Annotated in this window: 30 protein-coding genes; 13 read left to right on the top strand and 17 right to left on the bottom strand. The window is 60.4% G+C overall.

Annotated features, from left to right (window positions below; translation table 11 throughout):
- Nucleotides 1–2 precede the first annotated feature (2 nt).
- A complete protein-coding gene (locus K1X80_RS08455) occupies nucleotides 3–1,358 on the top strand; it encodes an HlyD family type I secretion periplasmic adaptor subunit (RefSeq protein WP_186625258.1) in 1,356 nt (451 codons plus the stop codon).
- Between the two features lie 235 nt (nucleotides 1,359–1,593).
- A complete protein-coding gene (locus K1X80_RS08450; protein ID WP_076965387.1) occupies nucleotides 1,594–2,556 on the top strand; it encodes an IS110 family transposase in 963 nt (320 codons plus the stop codon).
- A 70-nt stretch (nucleotides 2,557–2,626) separates the two neighbouring features.
- Here the strand turns inward: K1X80_RS08450 and K1X80_RS08445 are convergent, their stop codons facing one another.
- Together K1X80_RS08445 and K1X80_RS08440 are read right to left on the bottom strand one after the other, a co-directional pair.
- The gene (locus K1X80_RS08445; RefSeq protein WP_115127630.1) at nucleotides 2,627–3,223 is read right to left on the bottom strand and encodes a tRNA-uridine aminocarboxypropyltransferase; all 597 of its coding nucleotides are present in this window, start codon (nucleotides 3,221–3,223) and stop codon (nucleotides 2,627–2,629) included.
- Between the two features lie 2 nt (nucleotides 3,224–3,225).
- Nucleotides 3,226–4,119 carry a LysR family transcriptional regulator gene (locus K1X80_RS08440; protein ID WP_057441205.1) on the bottom strand — a complete coding sequence of 298 codons (894 nt, stop codon included), beginning with the start codon at nucleotides 4,117–4,119 and terminating at the stop codon, nucleotides 3,226–3,228.
- A gap of 176 nt (nucleotides 4,120–4,295) precedes the next feature.
- Between K1X80_RS08440 and speB the strand changes: the two genes are divergently transcribed.
- The gene (gene speB / locus K1X80_RS08435) at nucleotides 4,296–5,246 is read left to right on the top strand and encodes an agmatinase (RefSeq protein ID WP_120732183.1); all 951 of its coding nucleotides are present in this window, start codon (nucleotides 4,296–4,298) and stop codon (nucleotides 5,244–5,246) included.
- Nucleotides 5,247–5,299: 53 nt separating this feature from the next.
- On the top strand, nucleotides 5,300–6,682 hold the full coding sequence (locus K1X80_RS08430) for a sodium:solute symporter (protein WP_057958840.1): 1,383 nt from the start codon (nucleotides 5,300–5,302) through the stop codon (nucleotides 6,680–6,682).
- 52 nt (nucleotides 6,683–6,734) lie between these two features.
- Here K1X80_RS08430 and K1X80_RS08425 read toward each other — a convergent pair whose 3' ends face one another.
- The 4 genes from K1X80_RS08425 to ptrR all read right to left on the bottom strand — a co-directional run bounded on the left by K1X80_RS08425 (nucleotide 6,735) and on the right by ptrR (nucleotide 9,127).
- Nucleotides 6,735–7,115 carry a hypothetical protein gene (locus tag K1X80_RS08425; RefSeq protein ID WP_178112939.1) on the bottom strand — a complete coding sequence of 127 codons (381 nt, stop codon included), beginning with the start codon at nucleotides 7,113–7,115 and terminating at the stop codon, nucleotides 6,735–6,737.
- Complete coding sequence (locus K1X80_RS08420; RefSeq protein ID WP_225923844.1) at nucleotides 7,112–7,690, bottom strand: N-acetylmuramoyl-L-alanine amidase; 579 nt, start codon at nucleotides 7,688–7,690, stop codon at nucleotides 7,112–7,114. The genes K1X80_RS08425 and K1X80_RS08420 overlap by 4 nt, the downstream gene beginning before the upstream one ends.
- A 281-nt stretch (nucleotides 7,691–7,971) precedes the next feature.
- Nucleotides 7,972–8,094: a PA1414 family protein gene (locus K1X80_RS28110; protein WP_003210728.1), complete on the bottom strand. Its 123-nt coding sequence runs from the start codon at nucleotides 8,092–8,094 to the stop codon at nucleotides 7,972–7,974.
- Between the two features lie 139 nt (nucleotides 8,095–8,233).
- A complete protein-coding gene (gene ptrR / locus K1X80_RS08415; RefSeq protein WP_057441212.1) occupies nucleotides 8,234–9,127 on the bottom strand; it encodes a putrescine utilization regulator PtrR in 894 nt (297 codons plus the stop codon).
- Between the two features lie 102 nt (nucleotides 9,128–9,229).
- Here ptrR and K1X80_RS08410 point away from each other — a divergent pair, with 102 nt between their 5' ends.
- The gene (locus K1X80_RS08410) at nucleotides 9,230–10,393 is read left to right on the top strand and encodes a YbfB/YjiJ family MFS transporter (protein WP_057958838.1); all 1,164 of its coding nucleotides are present in this window, start codon (nucleotides 9,230–9,232) and stop codon (nucleotides 10,391–10,393) included.
- On the opposite strand, the gene K1X80_RS08405 is transcribed toward K1X80_RS08410, so the two are convergent.
- Together K1X80_RS08405 and K1X80_RS08400 are read right to left on the bottom strand one after the other, a co-directional pair.
- Nucleotides 10,383–10,790 carry a DUF2177 family protein gene (locus K1X80_RS08405; protein ID WP_057958837.1) on the bottom strand — a complete coding sequence of 136 codons (408 nt, stop codon included), beginning with the start codon at nucleotides 10,788–10,790 and terminating at the stop codon, nucleotides 10,383–10,385. The genes K1X80_RS08410 and K1X80_RS08405 overlap by 11 nt on opposite strands.
- Nucleotides 10,791–10,856: 66 nt before the next feature.
- On the bottom strand, nucleotides 10,857–11,693 hold the full coding sequence (locus K1X80_RS08400) for a S1 RNA-binding domain-containing protein (RefSeq protein WP_029292380.1): 837 nt from the start codon (nucleotides 11,691–11,693) through the stop codon (nucleotides 10,857–10,859).
- 334 nt (nucleotides 11,694–12,027) lie between these two features.
- Here K1X80_RS08400 and K1X80_RS08395 point away from each other — a divergent pair, with 334 nt between their 5' ends.
- The 3 genes from K1X80_RS08395 (at nucleotide 12,028) to K1X80_RS08385 (ending at nucleotide 14,081) form a co-directional block, all read left to right on the top strand.
- Entirely contained in the window at nucleotides 12,028–12,207 is a 180-nt protein-coding gene (locus K1X80_RS08395; protein ID WP_007946007.1) for a hypothetical protein, read from the top strand.
- Between the two features lie 218 nt (nucleotides 12,208–12,425).
- Nucleotides 12,426–13,148 carry a TorF family putative porin gene (locus K1X80_RS08390; protein ID WP_057958836.1) on the top strand — a complete coding sequence of 241 codons (723 nt, stop codon included), beginning with the start codon at nucleotides 12,426–12,428 and terminating at the stop codon, nucleotides 13,146–13,148.
- A gap of 66 nt (nucleotides 13,149–13,214) precedes the next feature.
- Complete coding sequence (locus tag K1X80_RS08385) at nucleotides 13,215–14,081, top strand: DUF6279 family lipoprotein (protein ID WP_057958835.1); 867 nt, start codon at nucleotides 13,215–13,217, stop codon at nucleotides 14,079–14,081.
- On the opposite strand, the gene copD is transcribed toward K1X80_RS08385, so the two are convergent.
- From copD to K1X80_RS08360, 5 genes are all read right to left on the bottom strand, one after another.
- Nucleotides 14,078–15,004, bottom strand: coding sequence for a copper homeostasis membrane protein CopD (gene copD, locus K1X80_RS08380; protein ID WP_057958834.1), 927 nt, complete (start codon nucleotides 15,002–15,004; stop codon nucleotides 14,078–14,080). The two genes, K1X80_RS08385 and copD, sit on opposite strands and share 4 nt — an antisense overlap.
- Nucleotides 15,001–15,375 carry a copper homeostasis periplasmic binding protein CopC gene (gene copC, locus K1X80_RS08375; protein ID WP_057958833.1) on the bottom strand — a complete coding sequence of 125 codons (375 nt, stop codon included), beginning with the start codon at nucleotides 15,373–15,375 and terminating at the stop codon, nucleotides 15,001–15,003. The genes copD and copC overlap by 4 nt, the downstream gene beginning before the upstream one ends.
- 52 nt (nucleotides 15,376–15,427) lie before the next feature.
- Nucleotides 15,428–16,270, bottom strand: a complete 843-nt coding sequence (locus K1X80_RS08370) for a copper resistance protein B (RefSeq protein ID WP_057958832.1) — start codon at nucleotides 16,268–16,270, stop codon at nucleotides 15,428–15,430.
- Between the two features lie 10 nt (nucleotides 16,271–16,280).
- A complete protein-coding gene (locus tag K1X80_RS08365) occupies nucleotides 16,281–18,092 on the bottom strand; it encodes a copper resistance system multicopper oxidase (RefSeq protein WP_057958831.1) in 1,812 nt (603 codons plus the stop codon).
- A gap of 98 nt (nucleotides 18,093–18,190) precedes the next feature.
- Nucleotides 18,191–18,580, bottom strand: coding sequence for a hypothetical protein (locus tag K1X80_RS08360; protein ID WP_057958830.1), 390 nt, complete (start codon nucleotides 18,578–18,580; stop codon nucleotides 18,191–18,193).
- A 155-nt stretch (nucleotides 18,581–18,735) separates the two neighbouring features.
- Between K1X80_RS08360 and K1X80_RS08355 the strand changes: the two genes are divergently transcribed.
- Nucleotides 18,736–19,011, top strand: coding sequence for a hypothetical protein (locus tag K1X80_RS08355; RefSeq protein WP_057958829.1), 276 nt, complete (start codon nucleotides 18,736–18,738; stop codon nucleotides 19,009–19,011).
- A gap of 48 nt (nucleotides 19,012–19,059) precedes the next feature.
- Here K1X80_RS08355 and K1X80_RS08350 read toward each other — a convergent pair whose 3' ends face one another.
- A complete protein-coding gene (locus K1X80_RS08350) occupies nucleotides 19,060–20,406 on the bottom strand; it encodes a DEAD/DEAH box helicase (protein WP_057441220.1) in 1,347 nt (448 codons plus the stop codon).
- Between the two features lie 193 nt (nucleotides 20,407–20,599).
- On the opposite strand from K1X80_RS08350, the gene K1X80_RS08345 reads away from it, so the two are divergent.
- Nucleotides 20,600–21,898 (top strand): mechanosensitive ion channel family protein, encoded by a 1,299-nt coding sequence (locus K1X80_RS08345; protein WP_057958828.1) that lies wholly within the window; start codon nucleotides 20,600–20,602, stop codon nucleotides 21,896–21,898.
- A gap of 120 nt (nucleotides 21,899–22,018) precedes the next feature.
- On the opposite strand, the gene K1X80_RS08340 is transcribed toward K1X80_RS08345, so the two are convergent.
- The 3 genes from K1X80_RS08340 to K1X80_RS08330 all read right to left on the bottom strand — a co-directional run bounded on the left by K1X80_RS08340 (nucleotide 22,019) and on the right by K1X80_RS08330 (nucleotide 24,151).
- Nucleotides 22,019–22,888: a carboxylate/amino acid/amine transporter gene (locus tag K1X80_RS08340; protein WP_057441227.1), complete on the bottom strand. Its 870-nt coding sequence runs from the start codon at nucleotides 22,886–22,888 to the stop codon at nucleotides 22,019–22,021.
- 203 nt (nucleotides 22,889–23,091) lie between these two features.
- A complete protein-coding gene (locus K1X80_RS08335) occupies nucleotides 23,092–23,691 on the bottom strand; it encodes an FMN-dependent NADH-azoreductase (RefSeq protein WP_057444346.1) in 600 nt (199 codons plus the stop codon).
- 145 nt (nucleotides 23,692–23,836) lie between these two features.
- On the bottom strand, nucleotides 23,837–24,151 hold the full coding sequence (locus K1X80_RS08330) for a hypothetical protein (RefSeq protein WP_057441229.1): 315 nt from the start codon (nucleotides 24,149–24,151) through the stop codon (nucleotides 23,837–23,839).
- A 49-nt stretch (nucleotides 24,152–24,200) separates the two neighbouring features.
- Between K1X80_RS08330 and K1X80_RS08325 the strand changes: the two genes are divergently transcribed.
- The 3 genes from K1X80_RS08325 to K1X80_RS08315 are packed head-to-tail and all read left to right on the top strand — an operon-like array spanning nucleotide 24,201 to nucleotide 26,509.
- Nucleotides 24,201–25,124 carry a LysR family transcriptional regulator gene (locus K1X80_RS08325; RefSeq protein WP_057441231.1) on the top strand — a complete coding sequence of 308 codons (924 nt, stop codon included), beginning with the start codon at nucleotides 24,201–24,203 and terminating at the stop codon, nucleotides 25,122–25,124.
- Nucleotides 25,125–25,138: 14 nt separating this feature from the next.
- A complete protein-coding gene (locus K1X80_RS08320; RefSeq protein ID WP_057958826.1) occupies nucleotides 25,139–25,942 on the top strand; it encodes an alpha/beta fold hydrolase in 804 nt (267 codons plus the stop codon).
- Nucleotides 25,943–25,945: 3 nt separating this feature from the next.
- Entirely contained in the window at nucleotides 25,946–26,509 is a 564-nt protein-coding gene (locus K1X80_RS08315) for a peptidylprolyl isomerase (protein ID WP_057441236.1), read from the top strand.
- The last annotated feature ends 77 nt before the right edge of the window (nucleotides 26,510–26,586 follow it).

The raw sequence follows: 26,586 nt of genomic DNA, 5'->3' as shown, positions 1-26,586 counted from the left end.
CCATGTCAGCCACTCCCGCGCCACCGGGCTACTTCAAGAGCTTTGGCAAAACCGCCGACAGCGAATTCATGCCCGAACTGGCAGGCGCTGCGCTGCAGGACTCGCCGCGCCGTTCACGGATTATCGTGTGGCTGACCGCCGGCCTGATCATCTGCGCCCTGCTGTGGGCCAACTTTGCCGTTCTCGATGAAGTGACCATGGGCGAAGGCAAGGCCATCCCGTCGAGCAAGGTGCAAGTGATCCAGAACCTGGAAGGCGGCATCGTCACCCAGATCTACGTGCGCGAAGGGCAGATGGTGGACAAGGGCGACAAACTGCTGCAACTGGACGACACGCGGTTCCGCTCGAACAAGGGCGAAAGCGAAGTCGACCGGTATGCCCTCACCGCCCAGGTCGAGCGCCTGTCGGCCGAGGCCGAGGGGCGGCCGTTCAAATTGTCCGATGAAGTGATCGCCAAGGCCCCGCAAGTGGCCGAAGACGAACGCTCGCTGTTTGAACAACGCCAGCGGCGCTTGAGCAGCGAGCAACGGACCTTGAGCGAACAGCTGCGGCAGAAAACCCAGGAGCTGGCGGAGTTTCGCTCCAAACAGGGCCAATTCAGCTCCAGCCTGGCGCTGCTGCAACAAGAGATGAACATGTCGGCCCCTCTGGTGGGCACCGGCGCGGTGTCACCGGTGGAAATCCTGCGCCTCAAACGCAGCGCCGTGGAGATCCGTGGCTCGTTGAACGCCACCACCCTGGCAATCCCCCGGGCGGAATCGGCGATCAATGAGATCAAGAGCAAGATCGACGAATCGGTACAGACCTTCCGCTCGGAAGCCGCCAAGGAACTCAACGAAAAACGCACCGACCTGTCAAAAATCACCGCCACCAGCATCGCCATCGATGACCGCGTCAGCCGCACCACCGTGGTCTCCCCGGTGCATGGGGTGATCAAGCAACTGAAGGTCAACACCATCGGCGGCGTCGTCCAGCCGGGCAGCGACATGGTGGAAATCGTCCCGCTGGAAGACAACCTGCTGATCGAGGCCAAAGTACGGCCCCAGGACGTGGCGTTCTTGCATCCGGGGCAGAAGGCGATGGTCAAGTTCAGTGCCTATGACTACACGATCTACGGCGGGCTGGCGGCGAAACTGGAACTGATCGGCGCCGATACGATTACCGACGACAAGGGCAACAGCTTCTACCTGATCCAGGTGCGCACCGATAAGAACCATCTGGGCGGGGAGAAAAAACCGTTGCTGATCATCCCGGGGATGGTGGCAACGGTGGACATTATTACCGGGGAGAAAAGCGTATTGGATTACTTGCTCAAGCCGGTGTTGAAGGCACGCACGGAGGCGATGCGCGAGCGTTAGCGGTGTTTGGGCAGGCGCCATCGCCGGCAAGCCAGCTTGTATGGTTAGACTTGTAGGGGTGGTGGGACTAAAAGCCAGCATCTGACTCTAGCCAGTACAGACCGTGGGAGACTTCGTCCCACCCCTTCACCAAAGCGCCGATAAGGAATGCATCGGCCATGACCGACGATAGAAGCAAGCCAGCGCAACGGTGAAGCCCCGACAAGCCCGTAAACCCTAACCCGGAGCTTTTCTCATGGCAATGACTGTCTCGCAATCAATCATTGGAGTGGATGTCGCTAAAGCCGAAGTAGTTGTTTATCAAAGTGAAACTGCTGAAACAAAGATCGTATCGAACAAGAAAAGCGAGCTGAAGGCATGGCTGAAGTCTTTGCCTGCGGGCAGCGCCATCGCAATTGAAGCCACCAATATCTATCACGTGGATACCGTCAATTTGGCTCATTCGATGGGCCATATCGTTTACGTGATTGATGGATATCGCCTTAGCCATTACCGCAAAGGCACAGGTGGTCGCGCTAAAACAGACTTCAGTGATGCGCAGTTGCTGGCTCGCTACTTGAAGAATGAACAGGCTGATTTACGCGCCTGGAATCCGCCGCCGAAGATTTATACCAAGCTTCAAAGCTTGCTGCGTCGACGCGCAGCGCTGGTGAAAATGCGTGTTGCACTGAATCAGAGCTGGGCGGGCGAGCCATCACTCAAGGCCTCGTCCAAGAGCATTTCAGCGTGTCTTGATAGGCATGAGGGGCTCATTGAGAAAAGGATATTAGATGCTGTTACTGAGGCGGGGCTTTTGCATCAGGTCAAGCGCTGCCAAGCCGTCGAGGGCATTGGTTTTCTGACAGCGGTTGCCCTGGTAATGGCGTTTCAGCGAGGAGAATTTGAAAGTGCTGACGCTTACATCGCGTTCTTGGGAATGGACTTGAGAGTATCCGATTCCGGGCAAATGAGCGGACGCCGCTCATTGAGCAAGAAGGGAGATTCAGAGATACGCAGATTGCTGCATAACGCGGCGTCAGCAGGTATCAGGTCAGAAGCCTGGAAACCTTTATACGAGGGTTATCTGGCCAGGGGCCTGAAAACGACTCAAGCCCTGGTCATCATTGGCCGCAAGCTGGCGCGCATCGCCTTTTCGCTCATGAAAAACCTGAGCGAATACCAGTCAAAAGCGGTTTTGGGGGCTTCCCCAAAACCATAGAATCTCCCACATCGACCGCGCATGTCTTGAGCGGCGCTGTCAATGGGGGAGCTGGACCTCGGTGAACCGGCTAATCACCCCCATGATTGCGCTGAAACACCTCCTCCCCCATCGCCGCTATCTGCCCGTCGATCAACGCCTCAAACGGCCGCAACAACGGATCAAATGACTGCGGCGCCTCCAGCACCTGCAACGCCTGCACAATTGCCTCCACCGTCGACAACGCCCCCGGCCCCGGTGCCTTGCGCAATCGGTAGCGGGACACTGCGCCCGCCGCCAGCGTCACCCGTGGCAACGCCGCCAGCAGCGGGTTGAGGTGCAGCAACTTGCGCGCCTTGCGCCAGGTACCGTCGGGCACCACCAGCAGCAACGGCTCATCGGATGGGCCATAGGTCTGCAGCGACTGCGCCTCTTCGCCAGGAAACAGCAGCCGTGCCTGATACCCCGGAGGGTTGAGCAAGGTCTGCAAGTCTTCAAATACTTCGCCCACTACCAACTGCGCATTCACCAGGCCCAACGCGGCGAGGCGCGCGGTGTTGAGCGCATGGTTGACCTCGCTGGGATGCTGCAACAGCAACACCCGGGTACGGCTGTGCAGGCTCGGGATCAGTGCGCACAGGCAGTGGGTGGTCGGCCGCAGGCAGCGGGGGCATTGGGGTCTGGACATATTCAGGCCTGATTGAGCTGTGCTTTGAGTAAATCGCGGAAGGTCTGGATCAACGGTTCGCGGCTGCGCCCACGGCGCATGATCAGCGAAAACGGCGCCTGGTAGCCAAAGGTCGCCGGCAGCAGCACCCGCAAGTCGCCCTTGTCGGCCCAGGCCTGGGCGTAGTGCTCGGGCAAGTAGCCGATGTAGGCGCCGGACAACACCAGGATCAACTGCGCCTCCATACTTTCTACAGTGGCGGCGCTGTGTTTGAAGCCATGGCGCGCCAGTTCCGCCTGGCTCCAGTAACCGCGCCCGACCATGCGTTGCTGGGTAATCACCTGCTCCGGAATGCGTCGCTCGCTGAACAGCGGATGCCGCGAGCTGCAATAGAGCCAGTGCTGTTCGCGGTACAGCGGCATGTAGACCAAGCCGCTCATGCGGTTGGAGAAGGCGCCAATGGCCAGGTCCAGACGATTGTCCTGCACCCCCAGTTGCAGTTCGTAGGGGCTCATCACCGATAAGTGCAGATGCACCGCCGGATGCTCGAGGCTGTAGGCGCCGATGACTTCGGCAAATGGCAGGGCCTTGTCGCTGACGGTCGAATCAAGCACACCCAGTTTGAGCGTGCCGCGCAGTTCGCCCTTGAGCGCCGCCGCGTATTGCTCGAAGCCCTCCAGTTCGCCCAGCAGGCGCAAGGTTTCCTGGTGAAACAACTCGCCCTTGCTGGTCAGGCTGAACCCGCCACGCCCGCGATGGCACAGCACCAGGCCCAACGCGCCTTCCAGTTGGCTCATATAGGTGCTGATGGCCGACGTCGACAGGTTGAGCTCATGCTGGGCATTGGCAAACCCCTGGTGGCGCACGACGCTGACGAAGATGCGCAGCAATTTCAGGTCGGGCAAGGCATTGGCCATGGACGCTCCAGGCAAAAAGTCGGCGGACAGGGAACAGGTTTCGCAAACCGGTGGAGTCTACCCCAGGCATTAGTTTAGAAAAATCTGAACTAAGTATTTCCCCACAGCGATTCTTCCGTTGCCGGGCATTTCGCAGAATCGGCCTCTGATAACCACAACAACGATGAGGCACTGCCGTGGACAAGATCTTTCACCAACCACTGGGCGGCAACGAAATGCCGCGCTTTGCCGGCATCGCCACCATGATGCGCCTGCCCCACCTGCAAACCGCCGCCGGCCTGGATGCGGCCTTTGTCGGCGTGCCCCTGGATATCGGCACCTCGCTGCGCGCCGGCACCCGCTTCGGGCCGCGTGAAATCCGCGCTGAGTCGGTGATGATCCGCCCCTACAACATGGCCACCGGCGCTGCGCCGTTCGACTCGCTGTCGGTGGCCGATATCGGCGACGTGGCGATCAACACCTTCAACCTGCTGGACGCCGTGCGCATTATCGAAGAAGCCTACGATGAGATCCTCGGCCATAACGTAATCCCGCTGACCCTGGGCGGCGACCACACCATCACCCTGCCGATCCTGCGGGCGATCCACAAGAAACACGGCAAGGTCGGGCTGGTGCATATCGACGCCCACGCCGACGTCAACGACCATATGTTCGGCGAGAAAATCGCCCACGGCACCACCTTCCGCCGGGCCGTCGAAGAGGGCCTGCTCGATTGCGACCGTGTGGTGCAAATCGGCCTGCGCGCCCAGGGCTATACCGCCGAAGACTTCAATTGGAGCCGCAAACAGGGGTTCCGCGTGGTCCAGGCCGAAGAATGCTGGCACCACTCCCTCGCGCCGTTGATGGCCGAAGTTCGGGAAAAGGTCGGCGGCGGCCCGGTGTACCTGAGTTTCGACATCGACGGCATCGACCCGGCCTGGGCGCCCGGCACCGGCACCCCGGAAATCGGCGGGCTGACCACCATCCAGGCGATCGAGATCATCCGGGGCTGCCAGGGCCTGGACCTGATTGGTTGTGACCTGGTGGAGGTTTCGCCGCCCTACGACACCACCGGCAACACCTCGTTGCTGGGCGCCAACCTGCTGTACGAAATGCTCTGCGTGCTGCCTGGAGTCACGCACCGTTGATGTAGCGCGTCACCTGATTAGTCCATAAAAACAATAACTGGAGAGGCGCCACCATGGCTCTGGATCTATTCGTCGTACTTATCTACGCCGCCGGCATGCTCGTGCTCGGCTATTTCGGCATGCGCCGGGCCAAGACCCATGAAGATTACCTGGTCGCCGGGCGCAACCTGGGGCCGACCCTGTACATGGGCACCATGGCCGCGACGGTGCTGGGCGGCGCGTCCACGGTGGGCAGCGTGCGCCTGGGTTATGTGCATGGTATTTCCGGGTTCTGGCTCTGCGCGGCGCTGGGCACGGGGATCATTGCGCTGAACCTGTTTCTCGCCAAACCCTTGCTCAAGCTGAAAATCTTCACCGTGACCCAGGTCCTGGAGCAGCGCTACAACCCCACGGCCCGCCAGGCCAGCGGGCTGATCATGCTGGCCTATGCGCTGATGCTGGCGGTGACCTCGATCCTGGGGATCGGCACCGTATTGCAAGTGATGTTTGACCTGCCGTTCTGGGCCGCCATCCTGCTGGGTGGTGGCGTGGTGCTGGTGTATTCGACCATTGGCGGCATGTGGTCGCTGACGCTAACCGATATCGTGCAGTTTGTGATCAAGACCGTCGGCCTGATGTTTATCCTGCTGCCGATCTGCCTGTACCGCGTAGGCGGCTGGGATGAACTGGTGGCCAAACTGCCGGCGGCCAGTTTCAGCTTCACCAGCATCGGCTGGGACACCATCATCACCTACTTCATGATCTACTTTTTCGGCATCCTGATCGGCCAGGACATCTGGCAACGGGTGTTTACCGCCCGTGACGCAAAAGTCGCCCAGTACGCAGGAACCTTCGCCGGCTTCTACTGCATCCTCTACGGCCTGGCCTGCGCCCTGATCGGCATGGCCGCCCATGTGCTGATCCCGGACCTGGACAACGTCAACAACGCCTTCGCCGCCATCGTCAAACTGTCGTTGCCCGATGGCCTGCGCGGCCTGGTGATCGCGGCGGCCCTGGCGGCGATGATGTCCACCGCCAGCGCCGGCCTGCTCGCCGCGTCCACCGTGCTGACCGAAGACCTGCTGCCGCGCCTGCGCGGCGGCAAGCAGTCGAGCCTGAACATCAACCGCTTGTTCACCCTGCTGACTGGGGTGGCCGTGCTGGGTATCGCCTTGATAGTCACCGACGTGATCAGCGCACTGACCCTGGCCTATAACCTGCTGGTCGGCGGCATGCTGATCCCATTGATCGGGGCGATTTACTGGAAACGCGCTACGACGGCGGGTGCGATCAGCGCCATGGCATTGGGGTTTGTCACGTCACTGGTGTTTATGGTCAAGGATGGCTTGGAGGCAAACACGCCGATCTATTACAGCCTGGGCGTGAGTGTGGTGAGTTTTGTGCTGGTGAGTCTGCTGTCGCGTCGGCCAGAGGTGGCGGCGGCCGATGCTGCCTGAGTGAAGCTGGCTTGAGCGGGTGCGATGTCGGTTGTCGCACCCACCCTCTTATTTACTGTTCAGGTCTTTCAAACAGATCACCACATTCGTCACAGGCAAAGTACTGCTCTTTCGCCGAACACCAGATGACCCCAGTAGCTCCCGCCCTAACCTGCCATGTGCAGATATGCCCGTTGTACTTCAGGTTGCCCTCCAGATAACAAGGGGCCCACTCGTAACGGTCATGCAGGGTGCGGCTATCAATCTTCGAGGCGCGCTGGAAAAACGCCTGCACACGGTTTGGATCAAGGGGCACATCAGAAGGCCGGCAACTCTCAGGTTCTTGGGATTGGAAGCTGGAGACAACAATGCCTTCAAGGTCGGGCGTGTGCCGATCCGTACATCCCGCAAGAACGAGTAATGCGCCTATCGGCCATGCTTTGATCGGCATCATTCCCACACCGCACTACTGGCTTCACCCGGGTTTTTATAGGATATCTGCGGATGCCTGTAGACATCACCCGAGGACAGGTTGAAATGAACATATAACTCGTTGACGAGCCATTGAAGGGATTGGTTCTGCAAGGGGGTAACGGACTCATACCGCGAGGTATCCAAGTGTTTGCCCACCAATTCGATGCCAATAGAGTCGGAGTTCACAGGATAGCGTTCAGGATAGCTTTTTGCTCGCTCATGTGCGTCCAACGCCTTGATCTGCGCAGTCCACGATAACGCTTGAATACGGGCCACCTGGGCGCTGTCACACGATTTTTTATCAATCGCCAGGCACTTCGAGCGTATGAGCTTTCCAACGTGGTAGCAGCGCTTTTTCAAGCTGGCCGTCTGGTAAACAAAGCCATTTTTATCAATCAGAAAGTGCGCACCACTGCCTTTTGCAAGGTAGCCGTTGAACGTATGTTGCGCAGTAGGTGCATCCGTCTGGTGGACAACTAAAGCATGTATACCGTGCAGATCCCCATGCTCAATCGCGTAAAACCGACGCAGTATCACCTTGGCGGAAACCAGCATTCCATCACTGTTAACACACGACATAGCCCTGTCTTCCTTCCTTGAAGAGAGCAGGAATATAAAGCGTCCAAACACGGAAGTGGTCGAGGGAGCAGACAAAAAGAAACGTCCGACCAGAATACTTCCAGGGTCAGACAAGGTGAGCGCAACTTAATTTAGGAGTCCGGACTTAGACTGGTACAAAGCAATCGCATACAACCGCACGCCCAATCTACTGTGCTTCAGGGACAGTGTGACGAGTGATCGCGCCCAAACACCAATGTCTGAGCGCTTTTCCGGACTTACCTGCGACGCGGGCGGCGCTGTTCGTCATCGGTGCGGATTGGCACCGGTTGCAGCGGTGGCTCGATCAAGCCGAGTGCGACGCCGAGGTCGTGCAGCCAGTTTTGCAGTTTTTCTTTCATGGTGCCCCCTTTGAGGGTAGTGCCGAGCAGCTGGAATTCTGTGGCTGCTTCCTACAGATAGTAGTACTAAGTCCCACGTAATGCTTGTCTGAAACCGCAACGAACCATTACTGAATTGATACAAATCCTGACGGGGCGGTCAGGCAATCGCCCGGGACTCTTGTACAGGCCGCGTCTTGCCCTCTTGCTGCAGGTCAATCCATGCATTGAGATTAGCCCCGAGCATGCCTTTGCGCCACATCAGCCAGGTGGTGGCGTGGGCAAATGGCTCGGCCAGGGGATGGATCGACACGCTGTCCTTGCCGGGCAGGCTGTCGAGCATCGACTCGGACATCAACGCAACCCCGGAACCGGCAATCACACATGCAAGCATGCCTTGATAGGACTCGATCTCGATGGCGCGACCCATGGCCACACGGTCGTGGGAAAACCACGCCTCCAGGCGCGCCCGATAGGAACAACTGCGTCGGAAGGTGAACACCGCGCGCCCGGCCACATCCTGCGGGCCGCGTACCGGTGGGTGGTCCGCCTCGCAGATCAGCAGCAGGCGCTCCTCACACAGCGGTACGCCGTCCAGGGTCGCCAGGGTCAACGGGCCATCCACCAGCGCCGCATCCAGGCGCCCGGTGATCAGGCCTTCGAGCAGTTCACCACTGGGCGCCGACTGCACTTGCAGGTTCACCATGGGGTAAGCCTTGTGATATTGCGCCAGCAGTTTCGGCAAATGGATCGCAGCGGTGCTGTACATGCTGCCCAGCACAAAATCCCCGGCCGGTTGGCCACCCTGCACGGCACCGTGCGCTTCATCATGCAGGGCCAAAAGGCGCGTGCTGTAGTCGAGCAGCACCTTGCCGGCAGGCGACAGTTGCAGGCGCTGGCGCTCGCGCACGAACAGCTCGACGCCCAGTTGCTCTTCCATTTGCTTGAGGCGGGTCGAGAGGTTCGATGGCACCCGGTGCAGACGCTCTGCAGCACGGGTGATGGAGCCCTCTTCGGCCACGGCCTGGAAAATACGCAGTTGGCTGAACTCCACGACCTTTCTCCTAAACTGAACAAGTTGCTCAGTATTATTCATTTTTACTGAACACTAATCCACCTTAGCCTGAGGTCATCGCTTCTTCCTGGAATTTGGCCCATGTCTCCCCTGATTCGTTTACTCGCCAGTTTTATCGCCCTGATGATGGCCATGGGCATTGGCCGCTTTGCTCTCACCCCGCAGATGCCGCACTTGCTCAGCGAAGGGCAAATCGACCTGACCGCCGCCGGGCTGATTGCCGCGGCCAACTACCTGGGCTATTTCGTGGGGGCCGTGGACTCGATGTTCGCGCGCAGTCATCACCACATACGCGGACGGTTGCTCGGCGGGTTGTGGTTGTGTGTGCTGCTGACCCTGGCGTCGTTCTGGGCCAACGGCTTCTGGTCGCACCTGTTGCTGCGCTTCGGCACGGGTGTGGCCAGCGCCTGGGTGCTGGTGATGATTACCGGCCTGAGCCAGCCGCTGGCGATTGCCGCCGGGCGCCCGCGGCTGGGGGCACTGGTGTTTGCCGGGCCTGGACTGGGGATCCTGCTGACGGGATTGTTGGCACTGGCCTCCAACCTGTTGGGCGAGGATTCGGCAACACTGTGGCTGGTGTACGGCGTGGTCGCCCTGGGCATGTTGCTGGTGATCCTGCCGTTCCTGCCCAAGCCGGACAAGGGGGCGCCGCAAAGCAGCGCCCCTGCCGGGCGCAACGGCAGCATCGCGCATCTGGGCTGGATTTACCTGCTGTATGGCCTGGGCTACATCATTCCGGCCACCTTCCTGTCGCAAATGGCCAGCGCGCAGTTCAAGGGCGCCTGGCAGGCAGACCTGTTCTGGCCATGCTTTGGCTTGGCGGCGGCCCTGGGCGTGTTGCTGGTCAGTCTGCGCAAGCCCAACCCCGACACCACACGCTACTGGTTGATGGCAACCCTGGGGATGCAAGCGATTGGCGTCTTCGCCTGCCTGTGGGGCAATGGCGTGGGATTGGTGCTGGGTGTATTGCTCTGTGGGCTGCCATTTCTGGCCTGCATGCAATTGGTGATGCAACGTTCGCGGGAAGTTGCGCCCCACGGCGCGCAACGGAGCACCGGCCTGCTGACGGCGTGTTTTGCCCTGGGCCAGTTAAGTGGCCCGCTGCTGGCGTCGTTGAGCAACCATTTTAGTGGCGGCTTGCAGCCGGCACTGACGTTAGCCGGCAGCGGCTTGATACTGGCCGGGGCGCTACTGTTACGCCCCGCCCAGATTAAGGTTGATTGCCGGGCGCCGGTCAGCCGCTGACGCGCCGCGCCGCCCAGTATCCCAGCGAGCAGCAGGCCGCGGTGAGAAAGGTGCCCCACGCCATGTCCATCATTGCCAACCCCGCAGACCAGCCTTGCAAGGTCGCCCAGTTGCTCAGGTCGTAGGTGCCATAGGCGACCAACCCAAGCAAGGCACCGAGGCGGGCAGCCCGTTGCCAGCCGCCACTGGCCAGCGCCGGCAACACTACAAAGGCCACACAGCCGAATACATAAAGGCAGTAGAACAGCGCCGCCGGGAGCAATCGCGGTTGCTCAAGCATCAGCGGCCCGAGCAGGCCCTTGTAGGTCGGCCCCATCAATACCCCAAGCCAGAGGCCATCGAGCACTAAAAAAGCCAACAACGTACCGAGGTAAGCAAACACGACTTTTTTGCCCATGGCGATGACCCACTGCAGGAGCCGGCTGACCGGCGATAGCGACGCCTACACAAGAGCAGGTTGCAATCAGCTTAGTTCAATACGATCAGCGTGAATTACGATCTGCCCCTGCTTGTACAGCGCACCAATGGCCTTCTTGAAGTTGCCCTTGCTCACGCCAAACAAGTTGCTGATCACGGTCGGGTCACTCTTGTCGCTGACCGGCAGGCTGCCGTTGTTTTCACGCAACTTGGCGAGGATCTTCGAGTTCAGGCTGGACGCCGCTTGCTCGCCGACCGGCTGCAGGCTCAGGCTGATATTGCCGTCGGCGCGGATTTCCTTGATGAAGCCCTTCTCTTCCTTGCCCGGACGCAGGAACTTGAACACTTCGTTCTTGTGGATCAGGCCCCAGTGCTTGTTATTGATGATTGCCTTGAAGCCCATATCAGTGGCTTCGGCAACCAGCAAGTCGACTTCCTGGCCCACGGTGTAGTTGGCCGGCGTCTTGTCCAGGTAACGGTCCAGGCGCGCTGTGGCGGTGATGCGCTTGGTGTGTTTGTCGAGGTAGACGTGCACCACACAGTATTCACCGGCGGTCAGCTGGCGTTTTTCTTCGGAATACGGCAGCAGCAGGTCCTTGGGCAGGCCCCAGTCGAGGAACACCCCGATGCTGTTGACTTCAACCACTTTCAGGCTGGCGAACTCGCCCACCTGCACTTTTGGTTTTTCAGTGGTCGCGATAAGTTTGTCATCGCTGTCCAGATAAATAAAAACGTTAAGCCAGTCTTCATCTTCACTGGGAATATCTTTGGGAATATAACGATTGGGCAAGAGGATTTCGCCCTCTTGTTCACCGTCCAGATACAAACCAAAGTTAGTGTGTTTAACCACTTGCAAACTGTTGTAGCGCCCGACTAAAGCCATTTCCAATACCCTCATTGCGTGGGCGGCATTCTACCCGAGTTGAAGGCGGCGGTCCCGTGTCCAGGCGCGCAACCCTGAAAAATCGCGGGTTTGCCGGGCACTTGCCGACAATTGCCCCGCTCGTCAGGTCAAGCTGCCGCCGTGCAGCAATGGCCAGGTGCTATTTTTACCCACGGTTTCTATTTAAAACAGCGAGTTAGGGCCTTCGACCAAAGACCAACTTCGGGCTTCTATAATAGCGCAGCTTATTCCTGGGAGATATTTACCAAGCAATTGTCAAGCATTTCATGTACGATGCCTGGCCAAGTTAATTTTCTACAGGTTAGTGGCCGCCATGCGCGTAAAAGCATCCAACAGCAAAGCAAAGCCAGCTCCCGCCGTTGAAACCAGCGAATCGATCAACAACCAAATCGCCGCGTTCCTCAAGTCCGGTGGCGAAATCCAGCAGATCGCCAAGGGCGTGAGCGGCCAGACATTCGGCCCGTCCAAGCAGATCACCCTGGGTAAGAAGTAAGCGCGCAAGCCGCCTACGCAGCCCACCTGGTCCCTAAGCGCCTTGCCTATCAAGGCGCTAGGACTAGAGCCAGCAACATCCCCCCGACACACATTCAACCACGCCAATCGACGAACGGGTCTCAATACCTGACTTTCGCCGGTATGCTTGCACACGTCTAGAACGGGCATTTGCCCGATTTCTCCCGTTACTGCTCCTCGCTTTTCATGGAGTGAAGCGTGCTCAAACCCTGTATTTTTCTGGTCAGCGCCCTGCTTGCCAGCCCCCTCGCCGAAGCGCAGGTGTTCCAGCGTGAACTGGGCGACTTCGACTTGAAACTGGGCACCACGCCCGGCCGCAGCATGGCCCAGGGCCTGGTCAAACCCACCACACCGGGCAGCAACTCGTTTCACGGCGGCCTCGACCTGAGCCACGCCAGCGGCCTGTACTTCGGCCAGTTCTCTCCGAGCATGGGCCTGTCGCCCGCGAGCAAACTGGAAGTCGATTCCTACATGGGCTTCAAGCGCCCGTTCGACCAGACCCTGGGCTATGAACTGGGGATGATTCACTACAGCTACCCCAAGCTGAGCCCCCTCGACAGCCAGGAGTTCTACGGCGGCCTGAACCTGCTGGGCAATCGGTTTGGCGTGTCACTGGGCAATGACCCCGACCGTCGCGACAGCACCCTGTTTGCCGACCTGGGCGGCACCCAGCCGTTTGGCATTGGCGTGAGCATGAAGTACACCACTCATCAGTTGGGCGCCCCGGCCTCGGTGGAGGGCGGCTCTATCCGCAGTTTCAGCGACTGGTCGGTGAAATTTTCCCGACCGTGGATGGGCATGGACCTGGACCTGATCTACAGCGACTCCAACCTCAACGGCAGCGACTGCTCGGCCTACTCCGGACACAATTCGCAATGTGATGGCCTGTTGACCCTAAAGGCCGAGCGGTCGTTTTATTGATGGGCTGAACTGTCACGCCCCCGGCGGGTTCAGATGAACATCCCTGGTCTGCGCAAGGACTCGCCCATGCTGCGTCGGTTAAGAATCCTGGCTGCTTTACTGGTCCTGAGCGCCCTGCTTGCCGGCTGCAACCGCGTGGGCCTGGCCTATCGCAATCTCGACGTGATCATCCCCTGGACCCTCAACGACTACCTGGACATGAACGCCGGGCAGAAAAGCTGGTTCAACGAAACGCTCAAGGAACACCTGGCCTGGCACTGCACCACCCAATTACCTGGCTACCTGGACTGGCTCGACCGCCTGCAGCAGATGGTCGACAGCCACCAGGTCAGTGACGCCGCCCTGCAAGCCCACGCCCTTGAAGCCAAGCAAGCAATCGCCGACGTCGCCCGGCAAATCACCCCATCAGCCATCGAGTTGCTGCGCGGGCTGGATGAGCAGCAAGTGCGCGAGATGGATGCCGCGCTGACCAAGGACCTGGGCAAACGCCAGAACGAATACCTCAAGCCGCCCCTGGAGCAACAGATCAAGGAGCGTAGCGAGCGCATGAGCAAGCGCCTGGATGCCTGGCTAGGCCCATTGAGCGCCAGCCAGCAAGAGCGTGTGCTGGCCTGGTCCACTGCCCTCGGCGCGCAGAACCAGCAATGGATCGGCAACCGTGCCCATTGGCAGGCGCAGTTCATCGCCGCAGTCAATCAACGGGCCAGCAGCGACTTCCCACGCAAGATGGAGCAGTTGCTGGTGGACCGTGAAAGCCTGTGGACCGCGGACTATCGCCAGGCCTATGCCCAGACCGAAGCCGCAGCCCGCAGTCTGCTGGTGGACGTGATGGCCGAAAGCACGGTGCAACAACGCCAGAAGCTGGTGCAGAGAATCGCTAAGGTGCGCAGCGATTTCCAGGCACTCAAGTGCCTCAAGGACAGCCCGGCCTAGTCGGACGACATCGGGCCCAATGTCCCCAGCCCTGCCACCAACCCCAGGATCAGCAGCACCGCGCCAAACTCCAGGCTCAAACTGCGGCGCAGGGCACGACAGGCCATTGCCTGCTCGCCGGTCTCCACCGCCCGCAGCAGAAGCGGGCTCAGATGGAAGCGGTTGAGTGCCGCCATAGCCAACATCACCCCAAACAACGCCAGTTTCAGGCTGAATAAAATGCCGTAGGTACTCTGGATAATCCCGTCCAGCTTCGCCCCGACCACCAACAGGTAATTCACCACGCCAGTGACTATCAACACCGCCACCAGCACCGCGCCGACCACCTCAAAGCCGGTCAGCGCCCTGGCCAGGATCCTCACTGGCGCAATGTCCTGCGTGTTCCCAGGCAGCAACAGCAGCCCAAACGCCGCCAATGCCCCGAACCAGGCGCCGGCCGCCAACAGGTGTGCGCTGTCGGCCATCAAGTGCCAGGCGCGCAGCGCCCCGTCACTCATCGCGCCGTGACCGGCCCAGGCCAGTGTCGCCAGGGCGACACCGGCGGCACAGGTCGCCAGCCATAGACTGCCGGTGGGCCATGCCGCACCGGCCATAACAGCCAGCACCGCGAACCACAACGCCCCGATACGCAGTATCCAGGTCAAGCCCAGCTCGGTCTGCCACAGCATCATCTGCACATGCGGCCCAAGGGCCTGCCACGCTTGCTCGCCGCTCATGGCCCGCGTCATCACCAGCAACGAAGCCATTGAAAGCAGCACGCCCAGGATGGCAGTGCCGGCCAGCCAGCCCCTGATATTCAAGACCACACCGGACACTCGTTCCGACGCCTTCAAGCCATACAGAGCAAACAACCCCAAGCCAAACAGCAGCATCAGGTCCAGGTACAACGCAAACCGTAAGGCGATACCCAGTAAGTCACTCATGGCTGGACGCTGAACACCAGATTACCGGTGATGGGATGGGTATCCGACGACACCGCACGCCAGTCCACCCTGTAGGTCCCGACCGGCAGCGGCGCCGTGGGCTTGATCAGCATCACCTTGGGATCACTGCCGCCCGACACGCTGGCCTTGACCGGCATGGGTGAATGGGCCATGCCGGGCATCGCGGTCATGATCAGTTTGGCCCCGGAGAACTGCGTTATCAGGTTCTCCGAAAAATGCAGCTCGATGGTTGCGGGGGCAGCGCCCTTGGCGCCATCGGCTGGCGATGAAGACAACAACGTCGGATGTGCCAATACCGGCACACTCATCAACAGTCCAGCACACAGCGCAACCGCTTTAAACACAGACATGCAAGGCTCCTGGCCGCTCATGACGGCAGGTTATTAGTAAAGTGGTGTTCCATCAGAACCACAGGCGTACACCCAAGACCCAGCGCACCTCGTTGCGGTCCTCGCCCTCATCCCTGGCGTATTCGGCCGTCTGGCCATAGGCGCGATTCCAGGTCACGCCGACATAAGGGGCAAACTCGCGGCGGATTTCGTAACGCAGCCGCACCCCGAGTTCGGTGTCTGCCAGGCCGGAACCAATCCCGCGCCCGGGGTCGTTTTTCCCATAGAAGTTGGCCTCGGCGGTGGGCTGCAAGACCAGCTGGTTGGTCAGCAAAATGTCGTAGTCACCTTCCAGGCGCGCGGCGCTCTGGCCGCCGTCGCCGACAAACAGCGTGGCCTCGGCTTCAAAGTTGTACAGGACCATGCCTTGCAGGCCGAAGGCCGCCCACGTCTGACTGTCGCCTGGCTTGAAGTCCTGGCGCATACCGGCCACCACATCCCACCAGGGGCTGATAGCGTGCCCCCATAACGCCTGGACCTCGGCCTTTTCGGTCTTGCCCTTGGCGCGCTCGCCCTCGGTGCGTAACCACAGGCGATCAATATCGCCGCCCACCCAGCCGTTGACATCCCACCCCAGGGCATTGCCATCGTCGGAGCCCTGCCATTCCAACTGATTGATGACAAACAACGAGTTGAGACCGCTGTCATGCACCTTGTGCCCACCCGGTGCGTTGTAGACCGCTGCACGGTCTGCGTCGGTCAACACCGGGATCGGCGTGCGACTGTGGCTGGTGGCCGCCGGCTTGGCGGGCGCCATGCCCTGCATCTGGCTGTGATCCATGGTTTGGGCAGTGGCCAGCGCCACCGGTGCGCAGGTGGCGATCAGCAGTGCAACAGGTCGAAATAAAGGGTTCATGGTCGGCTCCTCACTCTTGCACCCGGACTTCACGGAACATGCCCATTTCCATGTGGTACAGCAGATGGCAGTGGAAGGCCCATCGCCCCAGGGCATCGGCCGTCACCCGGTAGCTGCGACGCGAGCCCGGCGGCATGTCGATCGTATGTTTGCGCACCATGAACTGGCCGTTTTCGTCTTCCAGGTCGCTCCACATGCCATGCAGATGGATGGGGTGGGTCATCATGGTGTCGTTGACCAGCACCAGCCGCACGCGCTCGCCATAGGTCAGCCGCAGCGGCTCGGCATCGGAGAACTTCACCCCGTCGAAGGACCAGACGAACTTCTCCATATGCCCGGTCAGGTGCAACTCGATGGTGCGGCCGGGTTCGCGGCCATCGGGGTCGGCAAAGGTGCTGCGCAAGTCGGCATAGGTCAGGACCTTGCGTCCGTTGTTTCGCAGGCCAATCCCCGGGTCGTCGAGCTTGGGCGAGGTGCTCATCGCCTGCATGTCCACCAGCGGGTTGTTGCTTTCGCTGGCCGGATGGCTTTGCATCGACATCCCCGCCATCGCGCTGTGGTCCATGCCGGGCATCGCACTGTGGTCCATGCCTGCCATGCTCTGCCCATCCATGCCGGACATGCCTTGCATCACCCCGCCGTCCATCCCGGCCATCTGTCCATGGTCCATGTCCGGCATATCGCCCATGGCGCCGTGGTCCATGCCGCCCATCCCCACATCGTCCATGGTCAACCAGGGACGCGGGGCCAGCGCTGGAACCGGCGCCAGTAATCCCGGCTGGCGGCTGAGGGTGCCGCGTGCATAGCCGGTACGGTCCATGGCTTGGGCAAACAGGGTGTAGGCCGCCTCGCTTGGCTCGACGATCACGTCATACGTCTCGGCCACGGCGATGCGCAACTCGTCCACGCTGACCGGTTTTACCGGCTGGCCGTCGGCAGCCACCACCGTCATCTTCAGGCCTGGAATACGCACATCGAAGTAGGTCATGGCCGAGCCGTTGATAAAGCGCAGGCGGATTTTCTCACCGGCGCGAAACAGCCCGGTCCAGTTTTGCGCTGGGACCTGGCCGTTCATCAAATAGGTGTAGGTCGTGCCGCTGACGTCCGCCAGATCCGTGGGGTTCATCTTCATTTTCGCCCACATCAGGCGGTCGGCGGCAGTAGCCGACCAGCCCTTGTCGGCCACATCCTTGATGAAGTCGCCCACGGTGGGCTTATGCAGGTTGTAGTAATCGGACTGTTTCTTCAGGGTTTTCATCAGGGCGGCGGGATCTTCGTCGGTCCAGTCGCTGAACATCACCACGTAGTCACGCTGGTAAGTGAAGGGTTCGGGCTCCCTGGGGTCGATCACCAGCGGGCCGTAGACCCCTTGTTGCTCCTGGAGCCCGGAGTGGCTGTGATACCAGTAGGTGCCGTGCTGGTTGACCTTGAACTGGTAGACATACACCCCGCCCGGCTCGATCCCCTTGAAACTCAGGCCCGGCACGCCATCCATATTTGCCGGCAGGATAATCCCGTGCCAGTGGATCGACGTCGGCTGCGCCAGGCGATTGTGCACGCGCAAGGTTACGGTATCGCCTTCACGCCAGCGCAGCAGCGGGCCTGGCAGGCTGCCGTTGATCGTCAGCGCGGTGCGCACGTGGCCGGTGAAATTGACCGCAGTCTGGCCGATAGACAGCTCGAACTCGCTGCCCGCCAGCACACCCGGCTGCCCGGTGCTGGCCAGGGCCCAGACCGGTGGCCGCCACAGGCCTGCGCCGCCCAGCAGGCCGGCCGCAGCCAAGCCTTTGACGAAGGTTCGTCGAGAAGTGTTGGAGTGCATGCCGATACCGTTCCCGTCAATTGAATGACTGCAGAGTAGGGATCGGCGCCTGTCAGTTGGCTTAGCGCCAGATTACCGATTTGACAGTTTGCGCGTGCTCAGGCGATCTGTGCCTTGGAGGCCACCATCTCGAACGTCGCCGGGTCCAGCGCGTCGGCCTGCTCGTCGAGCACTTGGCGCGGGTGATCGTTACCCGGGATGGCGCTGTCGATCAATGCCAGCAGCTGCGCGCCCAAGGGCGTCAAAATGAAATTCTCGCCGTTGCCGCCCTCGTCTTCAGGCCGGGACTCGATAAAGCCGCGCTTGAACAACAGCGCTTCGTAATCGGCGGCGGTCTTTTTCAACGCATCCAGATCGCCAGTGAACTCGCCGGCCGTGGCCTTATCGGCCGCTTCCTGTTCGGCATATTTGCGCGGGGCAAAGCTGCCCTCGCCGTTCTGTACTTCATGCAACAGACGTTCGATCAGATCCCAATTGTAAGTGCTCATCCTGAATCCTCCTGCAGGCACACCGACTGGGTGCCTTCAAAAGTTGTGACCTGTGGCGGCTGCGGGCGTTCAGCCGGGTAGACAGGCGTGATTGCACTGAACTTTTCACAGGCCAGCCCTCTCAACCGGGTATCACCGCCAAGGAGGTCTACCCCATGAAAACCCTGATGCAACTGGCTGTCGCCGCCGCCCTGTTGAGCGCCCTGCCCGCCCGGGCCTGTACCCCGGAAGAAGCCACGGAAAAACGCGAACAACTGGCCAAGGAAGTCAGCACCCTCACCCAGCAGAACCCGACCAAGGCCAAGGAAATCAACGACGAGCTGCAGCAGATGGACCTGGACACCGAAAGTGCGAAATTTCCCGACAAGTGCCAGTTGATCGAGGCGCGACTCAAGGAGTTGAAGGAAGCGGCGGCCAAGGCGAAAAACTGAGGGCATAAAAAAACCGGACATTGTCCGGTTTTTTAGTGCGCTGGCGTATTACTCGGCAGCCGGTGCTTCTGGCTTGCGGCGCTTGAGCGGCGCCATGCCGTCCTTGCTGACCAACGACAGGTTGTCGGTCTTCGGCCGGTTGGCGATCTTGCGCTTGGTCGGCGACTTGGCGCCGGTTTTCTTCTTGTCGCCCTTGGCGTCGACCTTTTTCTTCTTCACGCCCACGGCCTTGCCCGAAGCCTTGACCTTCTTCGGCCCGGTGTAGGTGCCTTTGACTTCCTTGATGGTGCGGCGCTCGAACGACTGCTTGAGGTAGCGCTCGATGCTCGACATCAGGTTCCAGTCGCCATGGCAGATCAGCGAGATGGCCAGGCCATCGTTGCCGGCACGCCCGGTACGGCCGATACGGTGCACATATTCGTCGCCGCTGCGCGGCATATCGAAGTTGATCACCATGTCCAGGCCTTCCACGTCCAGGCCGCGGGCGGCGACGTCGGTGGCTACCAGAATCTTCACGCCGCCCTGCTTGAGTCGGTCGATCGCCAGCTTGCGGTCCTTCTGGTCCTTCTCACCGTGCAATACAAACGCCTTGTACTCCTGCGCCACCAGGCGCCCGTAGATCCGGTCGGCCATGGCACGGGTGTTGGTGAACACGATGGCTTTCTGATAAGTCTCGTTGGCCAGCAGCCAGTTGAGAATCTGCTCTTTATGCACATTGTGGTCAGCGGTGACGATCTGCTGGCGGGTGGTGGAGTTCAGGTCGCTGACGTTATTGACCTGCAGGTGCTCAGGGTTGTTCAGGACCTTGGCGACCATCTCGCGCAGGGTCGAGCCGCCGGTGGTGGCGGAGAACAGCATGGTCTGCTGGCGGTTGACGCACTCTTCGACGAGGCGCTGCACGTCGTCGGCAAAGCCCATGTCGAGCATGCGGTCGGCTTCGTCCAGCACCAGCACTTCGACTTCCTTGAGGTCCAGGTTGCCGGCGTTCAGTTGCTCGATCATCCGCCCAGGGGTACCGATCAGGATATCCGGGACCTTGCGCAGCATGGCGGCCTGGACCTTGAAGTCTTCGCCCCCGGTGATCAGGCCGGACTTGATGAAGGTGAACTGCGAGAAGCGTTCCACTTCCTTCAAGGTCTGCTGGGCCAGCTCACGGGTAGGCAGCAGGATCAGGGTCTTGATGCTGACGCGGATCTTGGCCGGGCCGATCAGACGGTTGAGGATCGGCAGGACGAAAGCGGCGGTCTTGCCACTCCCGGTTTGAGCCGTCACCCGCAGGTCACGCCCTTCGAGCGCGAGCGGGATGGCCGCTGCTTGCACAGGCGTAGGCTCGACAAATTTAAGCTCGGCCACGGCTTTGAGCAGGCGTTCGTGCAGGGCGAATTGGGAAAACACGGGTGCTACCTCGAAGAAATACAAAAAATCAGCTGCATAGGGTAACGGTTTCGGGCGCTCAGGCCGAGTTTCTTTACGCGAAGTGGGCCAAACAGATGGTTTTTTGTCAGGTGATTTGTCTGCCTGCACAACTTTGCAGCACTTAAATGCTCTAATCGCCCCGTCATGTCTTACAGAAGAATCGCGTTAAACCATGGATATCAAACAGCTCTGGCTCAACGTCCAAGACCTCTGGGGTGCCCTGGACCAACATCCGCTACTGCATTCAAGCCTGGCTTTGCTGGTGCTGCTGGTGGTGGCCCTGCTGGTCGGACGGGTGGCACGCTACCTGATCCTGCATGCGGTCAAGTTGCTCGGCCGCCAACCTGCCCTGCATTGGCTCAATGACCTGCGCCATAACAAAGTCTTCCACCGCCTGGCCCAGATGACGCCGTCGCTGGTGATCCAGTTCGGCCTGCACCTGGTGCCGGAATTGAGCAAGACCAGCACGCTGTTTATCGGCAACGTGGCGCTGGCGTTCACCATTCTGTTCCAGGTATTGGCCATGAGCGCCCTGCTCAACGCCCTGCTGGATATCTACGCACGCACCGAACATGCCCGCACGCGCTCGATCAAGGGCTATGTGCAACTGGCGAAAATGGTGCTGTTCGTGTTTGGCGCGATCATCATCGTTGCAACCTTGATCGACCGCTCGCCGCTGTTGCTGCTGTCAGGGCTGGGTGCGATGTCGGCGGTGATCCTGTTGGTCTACAAGGACACGCTGCTGTCATTTGTCGCCAGTGTGCAATTGACCAGCAACGACATGCTGCGGGTCGGCGACTGGATCGAAATGCCCCAGGTCGGCGCCGATGGTGATGTGGTGGACATCACCTTGCATACGGTCAAGGTGCAGAACTTCGACAAGACCATCGTCTCGATCCCCACCTGGCGCCTGATGTCCGAATCGTTCAAGAACTGGCGCGGCATGCAGGCCTCGGGCGGGCGGCGGATCAAGCGCAGCCTGTTTATCGACGCGGCCGGCGTGCGTTTCCTGCGTGATGATGAAGAAGTGCGGATGACCCAGGTCCACCTGCTGACCGACTACATCAGCCGCAAACAGGCAGAATTGAAGGCCTGGAACGAAGCCCAGGGCCACAGCGCGCAGTTGTCGGCCAACCGCCGGCGCATGACCAACCTGGGCACCTTCCGCGCCTATGCCCTGGCTTATCTGAAGAGCCATCCGGATATCCAACCGAACATGACCTGCATGGTGCGCCAGATGCAGACCACCTCCCAGGGTGTGCCCCTGGAAATCTACTGCTTTACCCGCACCACGGCGTGGGCGGATTACGAGCGGATCCAGGGGGATATTTTTGACTACTTACTGGCGGTGCTGCCGGAGTTTGGTTTGAGCCTGTATCAGCAGCCGAGTGGTAATGACCTGCGGGCCGGAGTACTGCCGGCGGTGTTGGGTGCCAGTCATTTGCCGGTGCCGGAGAAGGCTACGCTCTAACCAGGCGCGAAGCAGCGCCTGGTTAGAGAGGGCTTGCCCGCGATAGCGGTGGGTCAGTCAACACATCTGTTACTGATCGTCCGCTATCGCGGGCAAGCCCGCCCCCACCTTTGGGAACGATCATTGCCGGCTGAGCGGCGCCGGGCGAATCCCCAACCGGCTGATCCACACCGCCGCCACAATCACCGCCCCGCCCAGGAACAGGCGCCCCAGCGGCTCATGCTGGTTCCAGATCAGCAGATTGAGCAGCAGCCCCACCGGCACATGCAGGTTGTTCATCACCGCCAGGGTGCCGCCGTTGACCAGGCAGGCGCCCTTGTTCCACCAGTACAGACCCAAGGCAGTGCTGACCAGGCCCAGAAACAGCAACACACCCCACTGCAACGGCGCTTCAGGCAGGAAGTTGGCCTTGCCGAACAGCAGGAACGCCGGCAACACCACGGCCAATGCCCCCAGGTAGAAATAGCCAAAGCGCCGGTAGTGCGGCAGGTCGCTCGGGTGTCGTGCCACCAGGCGCCGGTACAGCACCTGCCCGGCGGCGTAGGTGAAGTTGGCCAGTTGCAGCAACAAAAAGCCCATGAAGAAGTCCGGGTTGATCTGGTCAAAGCGGATCACCGCCGCCCCCGCCACCGCCACCAGCGCGGCAATCAGCGCCCAGGGGTTGAAGCGCCGGTTCAACGCGTCTTCGATCAAGGTCACATGCAATGGCGTGAGGATGGTGAACAGCAACACCTCCGGCACCGTCAACACGCGGAAGCTCAAATACAGACACACGTACGTCACGCCGAACTGCAACGCGCCGATCAGCAGCATGCCGCGCATGAACGCAGGCTCCACCGAGCGCCAGCGGGTCAGGGGGATAAACACCAGCCCGGCCAGCAGCACGCGCACCAGCACGGCGAAATAGCTGTCGACATGACCCGCCAGGTATTCGCCGATCAGGCTGAAGGAAAACGCCTGGATCAGCGTGACAATCAGTAAGTAGCCCATGTGTGCCTCATATTCGAATGGGCGCGACATTAGCGTCTTTCACGGCGGGGCGAAACTCGGCGCAAAAAAAACCCGACCTCGCTAAAGCGGCAGTCGGGCAGGAGCACTCAGGAGCAACAAGTGCAAAGGGAGGTTCGATACGCGTACTTGAAGGGTTGCGTGGAGCTATAAAAACACCGTGCGATTATCTGGCGATTAACGCGTCAGGCAACCTGTGCCAGCAGGGCCTTGGCGTGGTTCAAGCCCTTTTCCTGGAAGTCGCCACCCAGGTTCACCCCTTCGGCGTGGATAAAGGTCACATCATGGATCCCGATAAAACCCATGACCTGGCGCAGATACGGTTCCTGATGATCGCTGCTCGCGCCGGTGTGGATGCCACCACGGGCGGTCAGCACAAACGCGCGCTTGCCGGTCAACAGGCCCTGGGGACCGGTGGCGGTGTACTTGAAGGTCACGCCGGCCCGCAACACATGGTCAAGCCAGGCCTTGAGGGTGCTGGGGATGGCGAAGTTGTACATCGGCGCGGCCATCACCAGCACATCGGCGGCCAGCAGTTCGTCGGTCAGGTGGTTGGAGCGCTCCAGGGACGCCTGCTCATCCACGCTGCGCTGCTCGGCCGGCTTCATCCAGCCGCCCAACAGGTTGGCGTCCAGGTGCGGCACTGGGTTGACGGCCAGGTCGCGCACGGTGATCTGATCGGCCGGATGGGCCGCCTGCCATTGGCTGATGAACTGTTGGGTCAGTTGGCGGGAAATAGAATCCTGCTGGCGGGCGCTGCTTTCGATGATCAGAACGTTAGACATGGCTTTGTAAGCTCCATCGGTAATTGCTGTAAGTCGATGGAGTGAAGGTTAAACAGAGCCCATTCGATAAAAAAGCGCAAAAAACTGCTATAACCCATCTATAAAGTTGTTTATAAGCGGGGCATGGCCAAGGCCCCGCAGCGAATTATTTGGGTTCGCAGGTCAGTTTGATCCGCATCTTGATAATCGCGCGGCTGAACTTGACCGTAGTGTTGGTGCTTTTCCCGGCAGGGACCGTGACCTTGCGCACCCGCGCTGGCTCCGGGCCATTGGTAAACGCGACCGTACACGCAGCGTCATTGCTGCCGTAGTTACTGAGCTGGATGGAGCTGATATCACCGTCAACATCGGAAGCGTTGTAGTCGATGCTGACCCCCTTGATCGACTTTGACACATCGATCGGATAGGCGAACGCGCTCAACGGCAACAGTGCCAGCAATACACAACAGAATTTTCTCATTCGGCAGTCTCCAATAAGGACCGCCAGCTTAGGACAAGAGGAGCTCATCTTGAAAGCGCCCCGCGTGACCCTTGATCAATGGCGCACGTTGCAAGCCGTGGTTGACCATGGCGGCTTCGCCCAGGCAGCCGAAGTGCTGCACCGCTCGCAATCCTCGGTGAGCTACACCGTGGCCCGCATGCAAGACCAGTTGGGCGTGCCTCTATTGCGCATCGACGGGCGCAAGGCCGTGCTCACCGAGGCCGGCGAGGTGCTGTTGCGCCGCTCCCGGCAACTGGTCAAAAACGCCAGCCAGTTGGAAGACCTGGCCCATCATATGGAACAAGGCTGGGAGGCCGAAGTACGCCTGGTGGTCGATGCCGCCTACCCCAACGCCCGCCTGGTGCGCGCCCTCACCGCCTTTATGCCGCAAAGCCGGGGCTGCCGCGTGCGCCTGCGCGAAGAAGTGCTGTCGGGTGTCGAGGAGCTGCTGATTGAAGGCGTGGCCGACCTGGCAATTAGCGGCTTCAGCATTCCCGGCTACCTGGGCACGGAAATGAGCGACGTGGAATTTGTCGCCGTGGCCCACCCTGAACACCCGTTGCACCGGCTCAACCGCGAACTGAGCTTCCAGGACCTGGAAAGCCAGATGCAGGTGGTGATCCGCGACTCCGGTCGCCAGCAACCGCGGGACGTCGGCTGGCTCGGCGCCGAGCAGCGCTGGACCGTGGGCAGCCTGGCCACCGCCGCCGCCTTCGTCGGCAGCGGCCTGGGGTTTGCCTGGCTGCCCCGGCACATGATCGAGCGTGAGCTAAAGGAAGGCCTGCTCAAGCAACTGCCCCTGGAGCAAGGCGGCAGCCGCCACCCCACGTTCTACCTGTACTCGAACAAGGACAAGCCCCTGGGCCCGGCCACGCAGATTCTGGTCGAGCTGCTGCGCACCTTCGACACTGCACCGCTGGACGCACCCTTTGCCGCTCCCCGGCAAGCCTGACACGGAGTTCACCCATGGCCTATTTCGAACATGAAGGTTGCACCCTGCATTACGAGGAATATGGCCACGGCGTGCCACTGATCCTGATCCACGGCCTGGGCTCCAGTTGCCAGGATTGGGAACTGCAAATCCCCGTGTTGTCCCGGCATTACCGCCTGGTGCTGCTGGATGTGCGCGGTCACGGGCGCTCCGACAAACCCCGGGAGCGCTACAGCATCGCCGGCTTTACCGCAGACCTGGTGGCGTTGATCGAACACCTGCAACTGCCCGCTGCCCATGTGGTCGGCCTGTCGATGGGCGGGATGATCGCCTTTCAACTGGCGGTCGACCAACCGCAGTTGCTCAAAAGCCTGTGTATCGTCAACAGCGCGCCCGAGGTCAAGGTGCGCAGCGCCAATGACTATTGGCAATGGGCCAAGCGCTGGGGCCTGGCCCGCGTGCTCAGCTTGAATACCATCGGCAAGGCACTCGGCGACCGGTTGTTCCCCAAACCCGCACAGGCCGACCTGCGGCGCAAAATGCGCGAACGCTGGGCAAGAAACGACAAACGTGCTTACCTCGCCAGCTTCGATGCCATTGTGGGCTGGGGCGTACAGGAACGACTCTGCAGAATCGCCTGTCCAACCCTGGTCATCAGCGCCGACCACGACTACACCCCAGTGGCGCAAAAAGAAATCTATGTAAAACTGCTGCCTGATGCGCGGTTGGTGGTGATCGAGGATTCGCGTCACGCGACACCGCTGGACCAACCCGAAACCTTCAACACAACCCTGCTCGATTTTCTCAAGACAGTCGAAACCACTTCCCAGGATCACTGACCCATGCTGAAAAAAATCGCCGTTTTTGCCGGTTCTGTTCTGTTTGCTGCCAACCTGATGGCGGCCACGCCGGCCAAGGCACCACACGTATTGATCTCCACCACCAATGGCGACATCGAAATCGAACTGGATCCGGTCAAGGCGCCGATCAGTACCGAGAACTTCCTGTCCTACGTCGACAAGGGCTTCTACACCAACACCATTTTTCATCGGGTGATCCCGGGTTTTATGGTGCAAGGTGGCGGGTTCACCCAGCAGATGTCGCAAAAGCCTACTGAAGCGCCGATCAAGAACGAAGCCAGCAACGGCTTGCATAACGTGCGCGGCACCTTGTCCATGGCCCGCACCAGCAATCCGAACTCGGCCACCAGCCAGTTCTTTATCAACGTGGCCGACAACGCCTTCCTCGACCCAGGCCGCGATGCGGGCTACGCGGTGTTCGCCAAAGTGGTCAAGGGCATGGACGTGGTCGATATCATCGTCAACTCGCAAACCACTACCAAACAAGGCATGCAAAACGTGCCTATCGACCCTGTCCTGATCAAGTCGGCCAAGCGCATCGACTAAGGTTCACAGGGAGTTGCGCGCGCCGCCCACAAGGCCGCGCGCGTCTTTAACAAGGAGAGCCCGCCCGGCGGGCGTCA

This window comes from Pseudomonas sp. So3.2b (assembly GCF_019464415.1).
Taxonomy (GTDB): Bacteria; Pseudomonadota; Gammaproteobacteria; order Pseudomonadales; family Pseudomonadaceae; genus Aquipseudomonas; species Aquipseudomonas shahriarae.
This window is presented reverse-complemented; position numbering and strand designations above follow the sequence as displayed.